The organism is Pauljensenia sp. UMB10120 (genome assembly GCF_030212035.1).
In the GTDB taxonomy this organism is placed as follows: Bacteria; Actinomycetota; Actinomycetes; order Actinomycetales; family Actinomycetaceae; genus Pauljensenia; species Pauljensenia radingae_A.
In genome coordinates this window covers 171,530-189,099 of sequence record NZ_JASODH010000004.1, presented here as the reverse complement: position 1 = coordinate 189,099, position 17,570 = coordinate 171,530, and the positions used below count along the sequence as shown (strand labels likewise).

General features: G+C 59.2%; 12 protein-coding genes. 5 read left to right on the top strand and 7 right to left on the bottom strand.

The genetic code is table 11. The features are described from left to right. Positions 1-25: 25 nt before the first annotated feature. The 3 genes from QP093_RS05565 to QP093_RS05555 all read left to right on the top strand — a co-directional run bounded on the left by QP093_RS05565 (position 26) and on the right by QP093_RS05555 (position 3,915). Complete coding sequence (locus tag QP093_RS05565) at positions 26-910, top strand: ParA family protein (protein WP_058237591.1); 885 nt, start codon at positions 26-28, stop codon at positions 908-910. Between the two features lie 1,015 nt (positions 911-1,925). Beyond that, complete coding sequence (locus tag QP093_RS10110; RefSeq protein WP_502929385.1) at positions 1,926-2,840, top strand: ParB/RepB/Spo0J family partition protein; 915 nt, start codon at positions 1,926-1,928, stop codon at positions 2,838-2,840. A gap of 418 nt (positions 2,841-3,258) precedes the next feature. Then, the gene (locus QP093_RS05555) at positions 3,259-3,915 is read left to right on the top strand and encodes an HAD family hydrolase (protein ID WP_058237593.1); all 657 of its coding nucleotides are present in this window, start codon (positions 3,259-3,261) and stop codon (positions 3,913-3,915) included. A 72-nt stretch (positions 3,916-3,987) separates the two neighbouring features. Here QP093_RS05555 and QP093_RS05550 read toward each other — a convergent pair whose 3' ends face one another. The 7 genes from QP093_RS05550 to QP093_RS05520 all read right to left on the bottom strand — a co-directional run bounded on the left by QP093_RS05550 (position 3,988) and on the right by QP093_RS05520 (position 14,256). Further along, positions 3,988-4,947 carry a D-alanine--D-alanine ligase family protein gene (locus tag QP093_RS05550; RefSeq protein ID WP_058237594.1) on the bottom strand — a complete coding sequence of 320 codons (960 nt, stop codon included), beginning with the start codon at positions 4,945-4,947 and terminating at the stop codon, positions 3,988-3,990. A 91-nt stretch (positions 4,948-5,038) separates the two neighbouring features. Then, positions 5,039-6,358 (bottom strand): aminotransferase-like domain-containing protein, encoded by a 1,320-nt coding sequence (locus QP093_RS05545; protein ID WP_058237936.1) that lies wholly within the window; start codon positions 6,356-6,358, stop codon positions 5,039-5,041. A 123-nt stretch (positions 6,359-6,481) separates the two neighbouring features. Then, the gene (locus tag QP093_RS05540) at positions 6,482-6,838 is read right to left on the bottom strand and encodes a thioredoxin family protein (RefSeq protein ID WP_070726064.1); all 357 of its coding nucleotides are present in this window, start codon (positions 6,836-6,838) and stop codon (positions 6,482-6,484) included. Next, the gene (gene trxB, locus QP093_RS05535; protein WP_070726062.1) at positions 6,835-7,887 is read right to left on the bottom strand and encodes a thioredoxin-disulfide reductase; all 1,053 of its coding nucleotides are present in this window, start codon (positions 7,885-7,887) and stop codon (positions 6,835-6,837) included. The genes QP093_RS05540 and trxB overlap by 4 nt, the downstream gene beginning before the upstream one ends. 11 nt (positions 7,888-7,898) lie before the next feature. Then, the gene (murJ, locus tag QP093_RS05530; RefSeq protein WP_285015396.1) at positions 7,899-11,210 is read right to left on the bottom strand and encodes a murein biosynthesis integral membrane protein MurJ; all 3,312 of its coding nucleotides are present in this window, start codon (positions 11,208-11,210) and stop codon (positions 7,899-7,901) included. Continuing rightward, the gene (locus QP093_RS05525) at positions 11,207-13,720 is read right to left on the bottom strand and encodes a DUF6049 family protein (protein ID WP_285015511.1); all 2,514 of its coding nucleotides are present in this window, start codon (positions 13,718-13,720) and stop codon (positions 11,207-11,209) included. The genes murJ and QP093_RS05525 overlap by 4 nt, the downstream gene beginning before the upstream one ends. Beyond that, positions 13,720-14,256, bottom strand: coding sequence for an NUDIX hydrolase (locus tag QP093_RS05520; RefSeq protein WP_082628632.1), 537 nt, complete (start codon positions 14,254-14,256; stop codon positions 13,720-13,722). Before QP093_RS05520 ends, QP093_RS05525 begins: the two co-directional genes overlap by 1 nt. A gap of 212 nt (positions 14,257-14,468) precedes the next feature. Between QP093_RS05520 and QP093_RS05515 the strand changes: the two genes are divergently transcribed. Next, positions 14,469-15,893, top strand: a complete 1,425-nt coding sequence (locus tag QP093_RS05515; protein ID WP_082628699.1) for a CCA tRNA nucleotidyltransferase — start codon at positions 14,469-14,471, stop codon at positions 15,891-15,893. A gap of 132 nt (positions 15,894-16,025) precedes the next feature. Then, positions 16,026-17,495, top strand: coding sequence for an NADP-dependent phosphogluconate dehydrogenase (gnd, locus tag QP093_RS05510; protein ID WP_058237597.1), 1,470 nt, complete (start codon positions 16,026-16,028; stop codon positions 17,493-17,495). Positions 17,496-17,570 lie beyond the last annotated feature (75 nt).

The following is a 17,570-nucleotide window of genomic DNA, read 5'->3' as shown; positions in this document are numbered from 1 at the left end:
GTAGACAAGAAGAAGGCAGGCTGAGATGAGCGAATTGACGCAAGGTGACGCTCCCCTATCGCGGCGTCTTCAGCAGAACTATGCTGATCTTCGTATGCTCGAGCACGCGGTCTTCACGCGGCCAGAGCGCCCTGTGGTCATGACCGTTGCCAACCAGAAGGGTGGCGTTGGAAAGACGACGTCTGCCGTCAACTTTGCTGCAGCTCTGGCTCTTGGCGGGTTGAATGTTGTGGTCATTGATGCTGATGCCCAGGGAAATGCGTCGACGGCGTTGGGTGCAGAACATGGCGTGGGCACTCCGTCAATCTATGACGTGATGGTGGAGGGAGCATCGTTGGCAGGCGTGATTCAGGACTGCCCTGATGTGGAAGGCTTGCGGGTGTGCCCATCGACCATTGACTTGTCGGGTGCTGAAATTGAAATGGTGGATTTGCCGCGTCGTGCATTTTTGCTGTCCGATGCGGTTTCGGAGTTCTTGTCAGTGAACCGTGACGTGGATGTCATCCTGATTGACTGTCCCCCGTCGCTCGGATTGGTAACGCTCAATGCACTGGTGTGTGCCGACGAGGTCATGATTCCGATTCAGACCGAATATTACGCGCTGGAAGGTTTGACCCAGCTATGGTCAACGATCGAACGGATTCGATCTGAACTCAATCCGCGGTTGAGGATCTCGACGATTGTGCTGACGATGGTCGATAAGCGTACCAAGTTGAGCGAAGAGGTTGCAGCTGAAGTGCGCGAACACTTTGGGGACATCACGCTGACAACCGTCATCCCACGATCCGTTCGCATTTCCGAGGCGCCGAGTTACTCGCAGACCGCAGTAACCTATGATCCGCGATCGACCGGTGCGATTGCGTACCGCAAGGCGGCGCTTGAGTTGACGCAGCGATGGGCACAGAAGTAACTGATCGCGCCATTTTGCGTGGCCGTGACCTGTGAAGGATAATTACAGTTCCAGTGTCTGTGCGGGTGGCGGGCCTGTGAGTCGGTCAGGTTGTATGCGAATGCAGGAAATGTTTCACGTGAAACATTCACGAAGAGGCCCGTTTGGTCAGTGATGACAAAAGCCCGGTCAAGTTAGATGACCAGGTGCGATTTGAACCCGACATGATGGTGGATAGGGACTCCTGCAACTCGTGATATCGAGCGCCCTTTGTTTGGAGGGTGGACAAGGTTGCAATCGAATGTGCTCACAGCAATGTTTCACGTGGAACATTCGTTGGCGCTCAGAGAACTGTAGAATCGAAAGCATCGATACGACCGAAGAAAGTGAAGCGCTGGGAACGATGGCCAGGAAGAAAGACACTGCACATCAATCGTCCGATTCAGGAAAATCAACTCGTCGGCACGGAGGACTGGGACGTGGATTGGCGGCACTGATTCCAGATTCTCAGAGCGAAAATCCACATTCGGTGTCGCGGCCGCTTGATGTCTTATTTCCAGAGCATACGGGTAGCCATGCTCCAGTTCGTGGAGGGTCACAACGAGATTTGTTGTCTCCGCGCTCGTCACGTCGGACAGCACACACCCGGAAGGGCACGACCACGCCCGAGTCAGAAGATACGGGGAATTCAACAACCGTTGCGTCAGAGTCGTCGGACGCATTTGCATCCAATCAGTCCCGCAACTTGGGTCCTGAACGCGCCCACAAGGATTCAACGAGAAAGAATCGTGGAACATCTGCTGGAACAAGAAAAGGTGCAGCCCGCAAATCACAATCGGATGACGGCGCAGTGTCGCGAAAAGGTGAGGGTGCGTCACCTCGTAAAGGTCAGTCGAGGTCACGGCTCTTTGCTGAGGTCCTTGAAGGAACACCTGCGAGTGTTTCACGTGAAACATCGCCGTCGGTCGCCGATTCGCCAGGACCTGACGGAGATCACGCGCCGAAAGAAAACTCGGGATCAAATAACGCAGAAGCAGTGCCGAGATCAGACGCTGGTCACGCAGGTACTGGTGACGAGAAGTCTGACCTGGTCGAAGTTCCCGGTGCGACCTTTGCTGAGATTCCAACTCAGTGGATTGTGCCGAACACCCGTCAGCCTCGGAGCGTTTTTAACGAAGATGACCTCAACGAACTGGCCGCTTCGATTCGAGAAGTCGGGGTGCTGCAGCCGATTGTCATTCGACCCATCGAAATCACGTCTGATACGCCTGACACATTGCGTGAATACATCGAGGAAAAGCCGGAAGCGCGCTATGAACTCATCATGGGAGAGCGACGTCTGCGCGCCTCTGAAATCGCTGAGGTCGACACCATTCCCGCCATTATCCGAAGGACCCAAGATGAAGACCTTCTGCGAGATGCCCTGCTGGAAAACCTCCACCGCGCCCAGCTCAATCCACTTGAAGAAGCCTCGGCCTATGCTCAGCTGATGGAGGACTTTGGAGCAACGCAGGAAGAGCTGTCAAGGCGCATTGCACGATCGCGTCCGCAGATTGCCAACACCTTGCGATTGCTCAAACTCCCACCCGCCGTGCAGCGAAAAGTTGCTTCGGGCGTGATCTCTGCTGGCCACGCACGAGCCCTGCTCTCTTTGTCAACACCAGATGAAATGGAGCTGTTGGCTGACCGAATCGTAGCAGAAGGGCTCTCGGTGAGGACGACGGAAGAAATCGCTCGGCTCAACAAGCCTAAGCCTGCACGGGTACAACGCATCCGCAAACCTCAGCAGCTCTCTGAGTTGGGGCGCCACGTGGCAGCGGAACTGTCTGATTTGTGCGATACCCGTGTAACGGTGAACGAAGGCAGCACCAAAGGCAAGATCGTCATTGAGTTTGCCGGCGCACAGGACCTGGAACGCATCGCAGCAGTCCTGCGCGCACAGGCCAGGTAACGCGTACGCAGATATAGACAGGGCCGCACGTGCGCGATCGTGATGCCGACATTTATTGTCAACAAGCGTCTCAGGATGGGTTAATGAGTCTTGAGGATTAGACCACTAGAGGTGATATGGGTGTCGCGCAGTCATGCTATGCGCTAGAGGCATGGTGCCATGACGCTGTCACACCGTGATGATGCGATGCGGTGGCGCAAGGCGCCGAGGAATGCACCCGTGAATTCACCGGCCGTGCGCCGCAGACTGTGATCGATACTATTCGTGAAGCCGGTGTGAATGATCACAAACTATCCCATTACATCTGAAAAACGGAGACAATCAGAGCAGCGATACGAATACGGGTGAGCTGCCGGAAACGCTACCAGCGCAACCAGCGGTGAGTCCGTCCACCGGTCCAATAGGAGATTAAGCAGCAATGGGGAATGCGCAGTGCCTGATCAGCACCGTATTGTTCGACATTGGTGGTGTGCTTGTCACACACCGACCTGATGCGGCGAAGATGGCTCAGGTCATGAATATGGATACCACCCCGTCAGACACCGTCAAGCTGGTTGATCATTCCATCTGGTTCCACCGTGATGCCTACGATGCTGGCTGTTCAGACCGTGAATTCTGGGACCACGTCGCAGGAGATTGCGGATTGGGTGAACTCAGCGATGCCACGATCGCCGCTCTCGTCCAGGAAGACATTACACGCTTCGACCTGCCTGACCCGGACGCCCTCGAACTCGTATGCGAACTGAAAGCCCGCGGAATGAACCTGGGGATCCTGTCCAACGCGCCGCACGCGATTGCCGACCGCTTCCCGCAACTGTCCTGGGCTGAGGCCTTCGACCACTTCACATTCTCCGCTCCGCTGGGCGTGTGCAAGCCGGCACAACGCATTTATAAAGAAGCAATCGCCCGTTCAGGGGTGCCAGCGGACAACATTCTCTTCATTGACGATCGACAGCCCAATATTCGCGCCGCCACACTGGCAGGAATGCACACCATTCAGTGGACCGACCCAGCCACCGCGCGTGAGGCGCTGGTCAACCTCAACCTGCTCGACGAATGCGTCGCAGCGAGCTGACACGAGCTGCAGACACTCGCTGAAGTGCTGAAGTGACGAGGGCGCCTTCGGAAAGCACGCCCGACCACAACCTCACAGATCTGAGGCCACGAAATGCACGATGCGGTCGCACACCGCGCTGAATGAATCCTGCGCATCTGCAGCCTGAGGGAACAACGACGTGTCTGTCATTCCGGGTGCCACATTCGCATCGATGAACCACACAGTTCCAGCAGGATCAACGATCACGTCAATGCGGGAGAGGTGACGCAATCCCAGCAAAGCGTGGATCTCCAATGCTGTTTCCTGCGCATGATCGAGAACCTCCTGATCAAGACGAGCGGGCACGAAGTATTCCGTGCTGTCCGTGGTGTAGCGGGCATCGTAGTCGTAACGCCCATCATCGGTGACGATCTCAATAGGCGGCAAGGCCGTGGGCCCGTTCTCCAGGTCAAGAACAGAGACGGCAACTTCGGTGCCTTCCACGAAATTCTCGATCATGACGCGCTCACCATAGGCAAAGGCGTCAACCAGCGCCAGCCGCAGCTCCTCAGCCGAGGTCACTTTCGACAGACCTAGGGCCGATCCACCATCAGCCGGCTTCACGATCGCCGGGTAGTGCATTGTCTGATCCAGTGAATCCAGCACACCGGAGGCGCCAACCTGGCGGAAAAGTTGCTGAGGGAGTGTCACCCATCCGGGAGTGTTCAAACCCGATGAACCAACCAGGCTCTTGGCTGTGGGCTTATTGGTCGCCATCATGGCCTGAGCCGAGTTCGACCCGACGAAGGGAATATCAAGGTTTTCGAGCAAGCCCTGCAAGGATCCGTCCTCGCCCAGGGAGCCGTGAATCAGCGGCCAGATCACATCGGGCTGAAAATCCTTGATACCTGTCAGCAATTCACTGTCCAGGTCGCACACGCATACCTTGTGGCCCAGGTGATGCAAGGTGGATGCCACGCGGCGGCCCGACCGCACGGACACGTCGCGCTCGTGGGTAAGTCCACCTGCAATGATCAAGACCCGCTGTGGGTGATCTGTCTGACGAGTCATAGCGTCGATACCTCCTGAGGTAGTCGTGGCAATATCTGTCAAAGAACGTGAGTGGTGTGAACAGTGCGCTCAGGCAGGTTCACGGACCTATTCAGTTATCTGAAGTCGGCAGTGTGGGCTCGACATCGATGTGCGCGTTCGCAGGGACCGATCCGACACCGAACATGTCCACCAGCTCCTTCTCAGCGTTGACCACAGTGGACAGACGTCGCACACCCTCGCGAATTTCCTCGGGAGTGGGGTAGCAGAACGATAATCGCATGTGATTGGTACCGCGCCCATCATAGTAGAAGGCAGTTCCGGCCACGTAAGCGACCTGGGCTCGCACCGCGCGCGGCAGCATCGCCTTGGCGTTCAGGCCGTCGGGCAGCGTGACCCACGTGTAGAAGCCGCCCTCAGGATGTGTCCACGTGCAGTCCGGCATGTACTCAGCCAACGCCTTCATCATTGCGTCGCAACGCTCGTGATACATGGAACGGAAGGTTTTGACCTGGCTGTACCAGTCGTAATCAACCAGGTACCCGCCGATCGCCATCTGACCCACCATCGAGGGGCACAGGATCGCTGACTCGCTGGCCAGGACCAGTTTGTCGCGGATTGCGTGGGGTGCGTAGGCCCATCCGATCCTGAAGCCCGGTGCAAACATCTTGGAAAACGATCCCAGGTAGACCACGCCTTCCGGTGCGTAGGACTTCAATGCGGGAAGCGGATCTGACCCGAAGCCGAGCAGTCCGTAGGGGTTATCTTCCACGATCAGCACGTGTTCACGCTGGCAGATCTCAACGATGTGCGGTCGGCGTTCCTCGCTCAGCGTCACGCCCGCTGGGTTATGGAAGTTCGGAATCGTATACAGGAACTTAATCGTCTTTCCAGACTTACGCAGAGAGTGGATCATATCCTCCAACGCCTGCGGAATGATGCCATCGGCATCCATGTCGACGTGCACCACATCGGCCTGACGCGCACGAAACACACCAAGGGCTCCCACATATGACGGCGACTCCGCGATGACAACGTCACCCTCGTCGATGAACAATTCGGAAACAAGGTCCAGGGCCTGCTGCGAACCGGTGGTGATGACAACGTCATCGGGGTCGGCACCGGCGATGCCGTCATAGGACATGACGTCGCAGATCTGTTCGCGCAGCGGTTCCCAGCCTTGACCGGAGCCGTATTGCATGGCGACCGAGCCGTTGCGTGCGATCAAGTCGCGCGCCGAGTCAGCCAGGCGCTCAATAGGCAGGTCCTTCAGGTTGGGCATGCCGCCAGCCAGTGAGACAACTTCGGGGCGCGACACTACCGAGAACAACGCGCGGATTTCAGAGGCGCGCAGGTTGTGAGCTCGCTCGGCATAATGGTCAAACCATGGGTCGAGACGGTTTCCATGCTGAGCGGCTTCCCGGCCGGGCATCTGGCTCACAACGATTTCCTTCCATTGTGCTACGCAAGTGCTGATCACACGTTCTATCACCAGTGTGCCACCACTTCACACACGGTCAGTAACGGTGACACTCGTGAGGCGACATATGATGAATCAGGTCACACTAGCGCGCCGATGTTTCATCGCGCAAGCACTGTCCAGTCCGTGACGCAACTCGGTTTTCGGTTGCGCACCATCCCACGTGCGGGTGGGCTGCTCGTCGTCATACGGATTGATCAGGACGGCGCTGGGAACCCACGTCACATGCCATCGTTTCGCAAAGGTGACGAACTGCGGGGCGTCGGTATCGACAGCCACAACCGTGACATCTGCAGCGAATTCACCTGCAAGTTCGTCGAAAACCGGCTCAACCATGCGCGATTCGGGACTCCAGTGGGCCAGGCATGCAATGAAAACGATGCGGTCGTCGGAAAGGAGCGTGTCGAGTTCACGCAGGTCGACACGCTTCACAGTGTTGCCAGGTACCGTTCAGCGTCGAGGGCGGCTCGGCACCCTGATCCCGCTGCCGTAATGGCCTGACGATACATGTGGTCCACTGCGTCACCGCAGGCGAATACGCCAGGCAGTGATGTGTGGGTCGACGGCTCGTTCACGGTAATGTAACCGGCTTCATCCAGGTCAATCTGGCCGCGCACGATGTCGGTGCGTGGCAAGTGTCCGATCGCAACGAACACGCCCTGGACGGGCAAGGTGGTCTCAGAGTCGTCAACGGTGGAACGCAAAACGAGGCCTTCCACCTCGGTGTCGCCCTCGACGCTGGCTACTGTCGAGTTCCACGCGAAGGAAATCTTCGGGTCAGCCTTGGCGCGGTCTGCCATCACTTTGGAGGCGCGCAGTTCGTCGCGACGGTGAACGATCGTGACGGACTGTGCGAAACGAGTCAGGAAGGTTGCTTCTTCCATTGCAGAGTCGCCGCCACCGATGACCGCCAGGTCCTTGTCCTTGAAGAAGAAGCCGTCGCAGGTGGCGCAGTAGCTGACGCCGTGGCCGGAAAGCTCATCTTCACCTGGCACGTTCATGTGGCGGTATTCGCTGCCGGTCGCAAGGATCACGGTGCGAGCCTGCAGTGTCTCGTCATCGAGTGTCACGGTCTTGACGTCGCCCTCGAGGCTGACGCTGCGGGCATCCTCGAAACGAATATCGGCACCGAAGCGTTCGGCCTGGGCACGCATATTCTCCATGAGTTCGGGCCCGAGGATACCCTCAGGGAAACCGGGGAAGTTCTCCACGTCCGTCGTGTTCATCAGGGCGCCACCTGCGTCCAGTTCACCTGCGATGACGATGGGCTTCAGGCCGGCGCGCCCGGTATAGACAGCTGCCGTGTATCCGGCGGGGCCTGATCCGACGATGATGACGTCATGAACGGTGCCGTCTGTGTGAGACTGTGTAGCCTCGGTGGCCTGGTCGGCGGTTTGAGGGGCCGTTGCATCGTCCGCCTGACTGTCGCCCAGGCTGATTGCGTTGATAGAGGGGATAGAGGAGACGGAAAAATCAGTCATGATGCACCTTGTCATTCCACAGTGACTTCATAGACCCACGCCTGGTTGCTACCTTCGTCAGACGAGGGCATGTAGCGGAACATTAACACGAGGCCCTGGGTCTCAACAGGCTCCGGTAATGTGATGTCAGTTGTCGGACTCATTGCCGTGGTTGCCAGCTCTGTGCCGTGACGTGCAGCGGTGACGTCAACTGACGGGTCGACGGAGGTGAGGACCAGCTCGCCTCCGGTAGTGCCCGGAGCCATGTGGACAGTCACCTTGGACACGGTGGCCTTTTCCTGCAGGTTCAGTTTGAGTGAGACGATCTCATCGGGCGGGAACTGGTTGTAGTCGAAGGAACGCGACCTCCATGCGGTGTCCAGTTTCCCGTCGATGGCGTAGATCGCCTGGTCCGGGTTGTCACCATTGTCGTTACGCCACGACAAAGCATCCACGGAGGTGACCTGCGGACGGATGATTTCCGGTTCGACAGGTTGATCGGATCCTGACTGGCCGGATCCTGACTGTTCTGCAGATTGGCCGGATTCCTGCTCGTTGTGGGTAGGACTGAATGAGAAGCCTTCGCCGGATACAGGTGCGAGCATGGTCTTGACACCCCACAGCCCGCCACCGATGACCAGGATCGCCGCAAAAATCACGGTCGGAATCGTGGGATTGATGCGCGTGGTGAGGGCACGGCTTGTCGTCGAAGATGCGTTCGAGGCCGGCTCGGGCTGCTCGGTTGCTGTGGGCTGTTCGGTTGCTGCAGATTGCCTGGTCTCAGACGCAGCTCCCGCAGCCTCGGTTGTTCCCGTCGTACTTGCTGTGCCGGCTGTACCTGGAGTGCCGGCCGCACCTATGCCACCTGAAGCGGCAGCTGCCGGCGGCACGGAGTGATCACTCGACTCGTGACCCGAGGAGGCATGATCGGTGAGCCTGCCGAACGCAATCTCATCGAAGCTGGGACGCGCAGGCTGATGAGCGCCATGTTCATGAGAGCCAAACTGATCGAGTTCGTCGTTCTCATCAGGTTCGGGTGGGTAGGGCACGGGATGCTCCTTAGGTGTGTGAGCTGGCGTCGGTTCAGAGGCGCGCAGGTCGTTCGCTTGGGATTGTACTAAGTGTGGAGTCTCTTCGTCGGGCGTCACCGCCGAGGCGAGGCCGTCTTGAGCATCCGGCTCCGGCGCCGCGGCACCCCACCTGCTGACCACCGGCATCTCACCCGTGTTCGTCGGATCTGAAGGTGAAAACCCTCTTTGCAGAATGCTCGAGAGGATCTGTGCATCCTCTTCCACCTGGGCCGGGTCATCACTGTGATGAGCGTCAGCGGGGAACGGGTCAGCATGAAGAGTGGTGTCGTATTGCGCGTCGGTGAGTTCCTGACCAACCTCAGCCTGCTCGCGACCCAGGAACTTTGACCAGTCAAAGAAGTGAATCTGCGTGCGTTGCGAATCGGTATCGTGCGAGGACCCGTCCACCACCGCGTCGGCCTGCGTGCTTTGCTGCTCACCAGAATCTGCTGTCGGCTGCGCGCGATCTGCGGCAGCTGAATCCGACTCGTCGCGCTCAGCGTCGGGGGCTTGCGGCACGGTGGTACGTGCGTGTGAAGCAAAAGAGGCGGTGGATGCGCCCGCTCCTTCAACGACGAACACCTTGCGGATCAACGCTGGTACGGGTAGTCGCCGGTTCACCTTGCGCACAGCATCACTGGTGGAGGCAGGATCAAGCAGACGCATCATCAATGCGAACACGATGGTGACGACGAGGGCGACCGCCACGGCTTTCACAGCTGCGACCAGCCAACGCGCCACCCACTGATCGATCGGGGTGGAAGCCCCCATCAGCCAGATAGCCACACCACCGGCCAGACCCCCCACACCGGCGGCAGTGAAGTATTTGATATAGCTGGCGACAATCAGACCCGGGTTGACGTAGCGAATCTTTCGCGCAACCCAGAAGACGGCGATAAAGCCCTGGAGGAGTCGGCACACCGTTTCAGCTGCGCTGGCCCCGATCGTCCACCAGCCGGGTCCTGCCAGGAAGAAAACTGACCATCCGACGATGATCTGAATGATCGTCGGGACGATTCCCATCAGGAAAACAGGTTTGGCATCCTCGTAGGCGAAGAAGACGCGTTGGCTCATCAGCACCATGCCGGTCGAAGCAACGCCCGGCATCAGGGCGATCAACACTGCCGCGTAGGCGCGCACATTCTCCGGCGAGGCCATCGGCAACACCAGCTGCATGACCGGCACAGCTGCCGCGATCAAAATGGCTGCAGCCAGCAGCGTCAACAAGGTGATGACATTGACGCCTGTGTGGAAATTCCGCGCGACCTCCCGGTGATCATTTTCGGTGACCGCATTGGCCATCCGAGTGAAGATCGCGGTCGCCAGCGACACGGAGATCAATGACTGAGGAACCATGTACACCATGAACGCTGCCGTGTAGGCCACGTAACCGGCAATGGACGCGTCATGCAGAGTGGCCCAGTGGTCAGCCTGCGTAGCCAGGTTCGTCGTTGAAATAATGCCGATCTGGCTCACGCCGAGCGTGGCGAACGTCCAGCCGGCCACGCGTGAGGCGGACTTGAAGGACGTGCCCTTGAAATGCCAGTCGATGCGCAGCTTCACGTCAGCGTGACGCAGCGGTATCAGCAAGATCAATGCCTGGAGGATCACGCCGAGCGTGGCCGATCCGGCCAGCACCCAAAACTGAGAAGAGGTGAATTCTTCAATCGGGAAGACACCGTGGTGAGGGCCCCACAAGATCAGGAAGATGCTCAGACCCAGGATGGCGATGACATTGTTGAGCACCGGCGCCCACATATAGGGACCGAACATGCCGCGCGCGTTCAGCAATTCGCCCAGCAGGTTGTACACCCCATAGAAGAAAATCTGCGGCAAACACAGCAATGTGAAGGTGATGGTCAGTGCGCGGGCGGGACCCTCGTAACTGGAGGCGAACAATGTCACCAGGAGCGGCGAGCCCACCATCATCACGATGGTGACGCCGAATAGGATCAGTCCGGCCAGCGTGAGGAGGCGCGAGACGTAACGATCCCCAGAACGCGACTTCAGTGCGCGCACGATCTGCGGAACGAGGACAGCGTCGATGACACCTGCCGCCAGAATGTTGTAGACCGTGTTGGGCAGCGTGTTGGCCACCTGGAAGGTCGCTGACACGGAGCCGGCACCTTCACCGATCGCGATGATCAGCAGCGCGGTTCGCACGAATCCGAGGATGCGGGAGACCAGGGTGCCTGACGCCATGATGGCTGACGACTTCAGCAGGGACGTCTGCCTGGGGGCACGCGAATCAGATGCATCGTGTGACTGGTTCATGGTGTGTCTCCATCATCTGAGTGTGTGTGCTTGCGTCGCGACGACACTAACGGGTCGCGTGATCGCCACTGCGAGCGCACATTGCGAATCAAACCGACGCAGAACGCCACTGCAACCAGCCCCGCGATTGACCACGTCCCAATATCCTCCCACTGTGCGCGCAAACGTACCATGACGGACTGAGAGCTATCGAGTATGGTGCCACGCGGTGTGGCCACAATGTAGGTGACGTCGATATTCCCCGATCCGATGGCCTGAACTGGAACTTCGACGTTACCAGTGGAGTTCGCCTCGAGGGGCTGAGCGGCGCTGGGTGTCGCACGAAGACGCGCATCGTCAGGTTTCAGCGTTGCGGTGACGGTGATTGTCCACGGTAGCTTATTCGTCACGCGCACAGGGAACGCAGCCGTCTTGTTAATGACATTGATCGTCGCTGATGGTTCGGCATGGACCAGTGAGTACAGCTCGCTGATCGCTCCCTGCAGGTTCTTCGCCGCCTCAATGGCGTGATCATCGTCGTGTCCTGCACTGACGGCGTTGAGCATCGCCACGTTGACGACGCTCGTCAGCTGGTGGGGTTCGTCGAGTGCGGTCGCCAAGGCTGCAACCTGAGCGCGTACTTCGTTCAGCGTGTGCAGTGTGTGCTCCCAATGGTCAGGGACCTCAGGTGTGGGATGTACGTCTTCACGCTCGGTATCGGTGGGCTCTGACGTTGCAATCTCGGCGAAGGAACGCGGTGCCATCCAGTCCGACTGTGTCAGGGAGCGGATACGTGATACCAGTTCGGAGTTGACGGCGGTGTTGCGCGCCACGGTCACGAGCTGAGGTCGGGCGATATTGGGAAGCTGACGCGTGATCAGAGCACCCATTGCCTGGGCTGCCTGACGCGCATCCAGCTCATCGCTGTCTGTAGGCGCATCCCACGCCAGCAACTCCGTGAGCTCACGAGTCGAGGTCAGCACCGTGCGAGTCGAATCAGATGCGCCCTCCGTGTGGGTGTGACCATCATCAGCATCGACTTCGACGCGTGTCACGGATGTGAAAGAGGCGTCCTCGGGAGGCGCGACTTCACCGGCGGGTGCAATGATCGTGCGGCCAGTTGACTCCGGCAGCATGGACAGCCCGAAAGTCGATGAGCGTGGCCACAGCACTGATCCGATGACGCTGACTGACTGAGCTGAACCAGTGCGTGATGTGGTCGAATCTGCCTGACCGGCCTGATTGACGACCTGCTCGGGCGTGGACAGCGTGCCGAAAACGCTCATCGACTCACGCGCCAGTTCGGTCAGACGCTCATCGCCTAGCTCTTGCAGCCGAGCGGGGTCTGCATCCATGCTGGGCAGGGCAACAACCTGCCCCCCCGATCCGACGAGGGTGTCCAGTGCGCGCGAGACAAACGCGGAAGTTGCCGGTGAATGCCACCATGACGGTGTGGGGTACCTGGGTGAAGGCCAATGAGGAAACGGAGTCATCTCTGCTGGACCGGCGCTTCCGCTTTGAGGCTGATCGCCGGATTGAGAGCCTGCATCTGCCGCCGTGCCGTTCGCGCTGCCGGACTGAGTGCCTTCAGGTTGGCTGCTTTTACCGGATTGCGCCGGGGAGGCCGAATCAGAATCGGAACGGGCAGTGGATTGGGACTGGCTGGTCGGAGCAGTCGACTGCGGCTGGGCGCTTGTCCCGGCAGATTGAGCCTGGTCAGCGGTCGCAGTCGGTGAGCGCAGCCGCCCGTCGGCGTCAAGAATGCCGGTGCGCACAAAACTGGTCAACGCTTCAGGATCAACAGCCAGTGTCACGCCTGGTGTGCGGGCAAGTTCACTGAGAGCTTTCCACTGCTCCGTGGAGCCAAATGCCTGAGTCGACGTGAAAGGAACCAGCACCGATATGGGTGTCTGCTGACGCTCATAGTAAGAATCCCACACGACCACGGAGCGGTCCTCACCGTCTATATCACCCTCATCAGTCGTGGCCAGCGCCTGGACGCAAATACCGCGCGGCCCCCACTCAAAACTGTCATCCAGCGGCAGCTCCTCGGCGGGAACCGACAAGGTGAAACCCACTTTCTGACGCGGGCCAAGCTGCCTGTCGATGGTGCGTTCGGCTACCGGGATGCCGGCATCAGTGTGGCCCGAAAAGTATGCGCTCAGGTCAGGTGCCGCGACCGCTGAATGGACGGACATGAACAGGCGCAGCACAGTTGACGAGGTGGCCTGTGCACCCGAAAGGTTCGTCAATGTGCCCGACACGGTGAGCGTTGACGTGTCATCAAGGACAGTGGGTGTGATCGACGTGATCGACACCTGCAGATTGCCGCCCTCATCGGCTTCACCGAGCACGCTGGGGCGCGTGGTGTGAATACCGGACGGGTCACCCTCGGACGTGGAAGTAAAAGAAGCAACACGCGCACTGGTGTCAGTTAGTGGCATGCTCGAGGCACCCGCGGGCGCGCACAGGCACGCGGCAGTCACAATGGCAGTGACGACCGTGGAGAAAACGCGTGCGCGGCTCTTCATCACACGTCCCGGTACAAAAGATCCAATGCGATTCTGACGATACGACGCTCGTTCGGATAGGCGAGTTGGCGCATCAGCTGCTGCAAGGATACCCACGACGCGTCTTCAGCTTCGTGATCAGGGTCCATTTCCACGGTGATCGATCCCGACACGTAGCCCATGAGGAAGTGGTGCACCACCTTGTGAACACGCCGATCAGGAGAGGAAAACCAGTAGTCGATCGACGCGAGGTGACGAATGATCCGTCCGGTAATCCCCGTCTCTTCCGCAACTTCGCGCAATGCGGCTTCCTGAGCGGTTTCGCGTCCCTCCAGGTGGCCTTTCGGCAGGCACCATTCGATGCGGCCGGCCCGGTTACGTCGCGCAATGATCGCTGCGTAAGGGGTACCGTTGACAACATCGATAACGAGGCCGCCCGCCGATGTTTCTCCCACAATCGGCAGGCGGGAACTGGCAGAGTGATACGCCCGTATCGAGGCATGGTGGCGTGGGGGACGAGGTGTCCCCACACGGCGCTCATAACGACGGGCTGACATAGTTCCACTCTATTAGTCTTGGAGCGATGGCGGGTGACGTGACATTCCTGCGTCGCGGCTCCTGAGGTTTTTCGAGGCCTGAAAACGTGGCACTCTAGTACGTAATGGATACGCACAAGCACGGTTCCCACGCTGACCGCCAGCAACTGAAAGGACACGGTGTGAAGACACGCGCACTCGAGGGTGTCGGATCTCAGGACGTGCCAGCTTTGCTGGTCAACGCTCAACGCACATTCAGCCATCTACCTGCGCAAGTACTGGAAATGGCGCACCTTTTTGACGACGCTGGCCAGGAAATTGCGCTGGTGGGCGGACCTGTGCGCGACGCGTTCCTCGGCGTGACGCCGCATGACTTCGACTTCGCAACATCGGCACGCCCCGACGAAACCGAGGAGCTGCTCAGCAAGTGGGCCGACGCCGTGTGGGACATCGGCAAGAAGTTCGGCACGATCGGAGCACGCAAAGATCACATCGTTGTGGAAATCACCACATACAGGTGCGACGAGTATGACATCGGCTCACGCAAGCCTGACGTCACATTCGGAGACACGCTCGAGGGAGACCTGACGCGCAGAGACTTCACTGTCAACGCCATGGCGATGCGGCTGCCGACGATGGCACTTGTGGACCCTCACCACGGTCTTGACGATCTGGCCGACGGACGCCTGCGCACACCTGTCACCGCTCAACAATCATTCGACGACGACCCGCTGCGCATCATGCGTGCGGCGCGTTTTGCCGCCCAACTGGGCATCGACGTCGACATGGATGTGATGGATGCGATGGAGTCGATGGCCTCACGGCTGTCGATTGTGTCCAACGAACGGATCCGGGCCGAATTTGAACGCCTGATGGTCAGCCCGTACCCGCGGCGCGGCATCGAACTCATGGTGCACACCGGCGTGGCAGCTGTTGTCATTCCGGAGCTGGACGCACTGGTCGATACGCGCGACGAACACCGTCGCCACAAGGACGTGTACGAGCACACGCTGACCGTGCTCGATCAGGCGATGGACCTGGAAACCGGGCTCGATGGCGCTGTGCCGGCACCGGACCTGATTTTGCGGCTGGCCGCGATCATGCACGATGTGGGCAAGCCTGCCACGCGGCGCTTTGAAAAAGACGGCACCGTGTCGTTCCACCATCACGAGATTGTCGGCGCGAAACTGACGCGCAAACGCCTCAAGGCCTTGACCTTTGACAGACACACAGTTGATGCGGTGACGCATCTGGTGGCGCTGCATCTGCGTTTCCACGGTTATGGCGAACAGGCCTGGACTGATTCGGCTGTGCGCCGCTACGTTGCTGATGCTGGTGACCAGTTGGAGCGCCTGCACCGCCTCACTCGAGCTGACTGCACGACGCGCAACCGCCGGAAAGCGATGCACTTGTCGGCCGCTTATGACGATCTGGAAGCACGCATCGCTCAACTACGTGAACAGGAAGAACTCGATGCGATCCGGCCGGATCTGGATGGCAGTCAGATCATGGAAATCCTCAACATTCCACCTGGCCGCGATGTGGGTCGAGCACGCCAGCACCTGCTGGACCTGCGCATGGAGAACGGCCCGATGGGTCAGGACGCGGCACGTGAGGAACTACTGCGCTGGTGGACCGAGCAGGGTGCCAGGGACTGAAACACCCGCCGGCCGCCCAAGGCACGGCGTTCGCACCGTAAAACAGTGGCCGGACTGTACACTCAATGTGAAGGGCGTCATAGCGTGGATCGGACGCCCTCGCGCCACGACAAAGGATGAAAGAAGCTCACGATGACGATTACTTCACCTGAAACGGCAAGTGCTGATATTGGCGTGTATGGAATGGGCGTGATGGGGTCGAATCTTGCGCGTAACCTCGCACGCAACGGGTATCGCACTGCGGTGACGAATCGTTCACCCGGTCGCACGCTGCGCCTCATGGACCAACATGGCGACGGATCCGAGGGCATCTTCATTCCCTCGGAAACCACCGAAGACTTCGTGAAATCGCTCGAAAAGCCGCGCGTGGCCATCATTATGGTGCAGGCAGGTGAGGCCACTGACTGGGTCATCGAACAGCTTGCGGACCACATGGACGAGGGTGACATTATCGTGGACTGTGGAAACTCCCTGTTCACTGACACGATTCGCCGTGAAAAGTGGGTGCGTGAGCGTGGGATGCACTTTGTCGGTGCTGGCGTTTCAGGCGGTGAGGAAGGTGCTCTGTGGGGGCCGTCCATCATGCCGGGTGGAACCGAAGAGTCCTACAAGCGCCTTGGCCCGATGTTTGAAACGATTTCCGCCCATGTGGACGGCGAGCCGTGCTGTACGCACGTGGGTGCTGACGGCGCGGGTCACTTCGTCAAGATGGTACACAACGGCATCGAATACGCAGATATGCAGGTCATCGCGGAGGCCTACGACGTGCTGCGCCGCGGCATGGGTGCTACACCGTCCGAACTGGCGGACATTTTCGACGAATGGAATGCGGGCGAGCTGAATTCGTACCTCATCGAGATCACGGCGCAGGTGCTGCGCCACAAGGATGCAAGCACAGGTGAGCCGCTGGTGGATATGATCGTGGACCAGGCATCGCAGAAAGGCACCGGCAAGTGGACCGTGCAAACAGCGCTGGACCTGGCAGTTCCCGTCACCGCCATTGCTGAAGCAACCTTTGCGCGCGGCGCATCCTCGCAGACCACGCAGCGTGAAGCCGCACAACACATGGAGGGCCACGCCCAGGAACTGAAGGTGGAACAGGCCGATCATGACTCCTTTGTTGAGGACGTACGACGCGCCCTGTTCGCCTCCAAGATCATCGCCTACTCACAGGGATTCGATGAGATCGCTCAGGGGGCACACGCCTACAACTGGACGATTGACAAGGGTTCTGTGGCGCGGATCTGGCGCGCAGGATGCATCATTCGTGCCACGTTCCTGTCCGACATTGGGCAGGCGTACGACGAGGATCCCGATCTGCCTCTGCTCATGGCAGCCGAACCCTTCGCCTCCCGGATCGAGGAATGCATCCCGTCACTGCGCAAGATTGTGGCATTGGCAGCGACGCACGGCATTCCTACCCCCGTGTTCTCGTCGTGCCTGGCCTACTTCGACACGGTGCGTGCCGACCGACTGCCGGCAGCACTGATTCAGGGTCAGCGTGATTTCTTCGGCGCGCACACCTACCGGCGCGTCGATCGCGAGGGAACATTCCACACGCGGTGGGCTGACGAGGGCAAGCCTGAAGAACAGTGGGACTAGGCTCGGACCATACCCAGGTGTGATTCCCTTCATGGAAAAGCTGGGATTTCCATGTGAAACGAGGGGAATAGTGGC

What these genes read in the sequence shown, in the direction of transcription:
- QP093_RS05545 (WP_058237936.1), bottom strand. Translation starts at nt 6,358, where the DNA reads ATGCCCGGCCGGGAAGCCGCTCAGCATGGAAACCGTCTCGACCCATGG.
- QP093_RS05565 (WP_058237591.1), top strand. Translation starts at nt 26, where the DNA reads ATGAGCGAATTGACGCAAGGTGACGCTCCCCTATCGCGGCGTCTTCAG.
- QP093_RS05550 (WP_058237594.1), bottom strand. Translation starts at nt 4,947, where the DNA reads ATGACTCGTCAGACAGATCACCCACAGCGGGTCTTGATCATTGCAGGT.
- murJ (WP_285015396.1), bottom strand. Translation starts at nt 11,210, where the DNA reads ATGAACCAGTCACACGATGCATCTGATTCGCGTGCCCCCAGGCAGACG.
- QP093_RS05525 (WP_285015511.1), bottom strand. Translation starts at nt 13,720, where the DNA reads ATGAAGAGCCGCGCACGCGTTTTCTCCACGGTCGTCACTGCCATTGTG.
- trxB (WP_070726062.1), bottom strand. Translation starts at nt 7,887, where the DNA reads ATGACTGATTTTTCCGTCTCCTCTATCCCCTCTATCAACGCAATCAGC.
- QP093_RS05520 (WP_082628632.1), bottom strand. Translation starts at nt 14,256, where the DNA reads ATGTCAGCCCGTCGTTATGAGCGCCGTGTGGGGACACCTCGTCCCCCA.
- gnd (WP_058237597.1), top strand. Translation starts at nt 16,026, where the DNA reads ATGACGATTACTTCACCTGAAACGGCAAGTGCTGATATTGGCGTGTAT.
- QP093_RS05555 (WP_058237593.1), top strand. Translation starts at nt 3,259, where the DNA reads ATGGGGAATGCGCAGTGCCTGATCAGCACCGTATTGTTCGACATTGGT.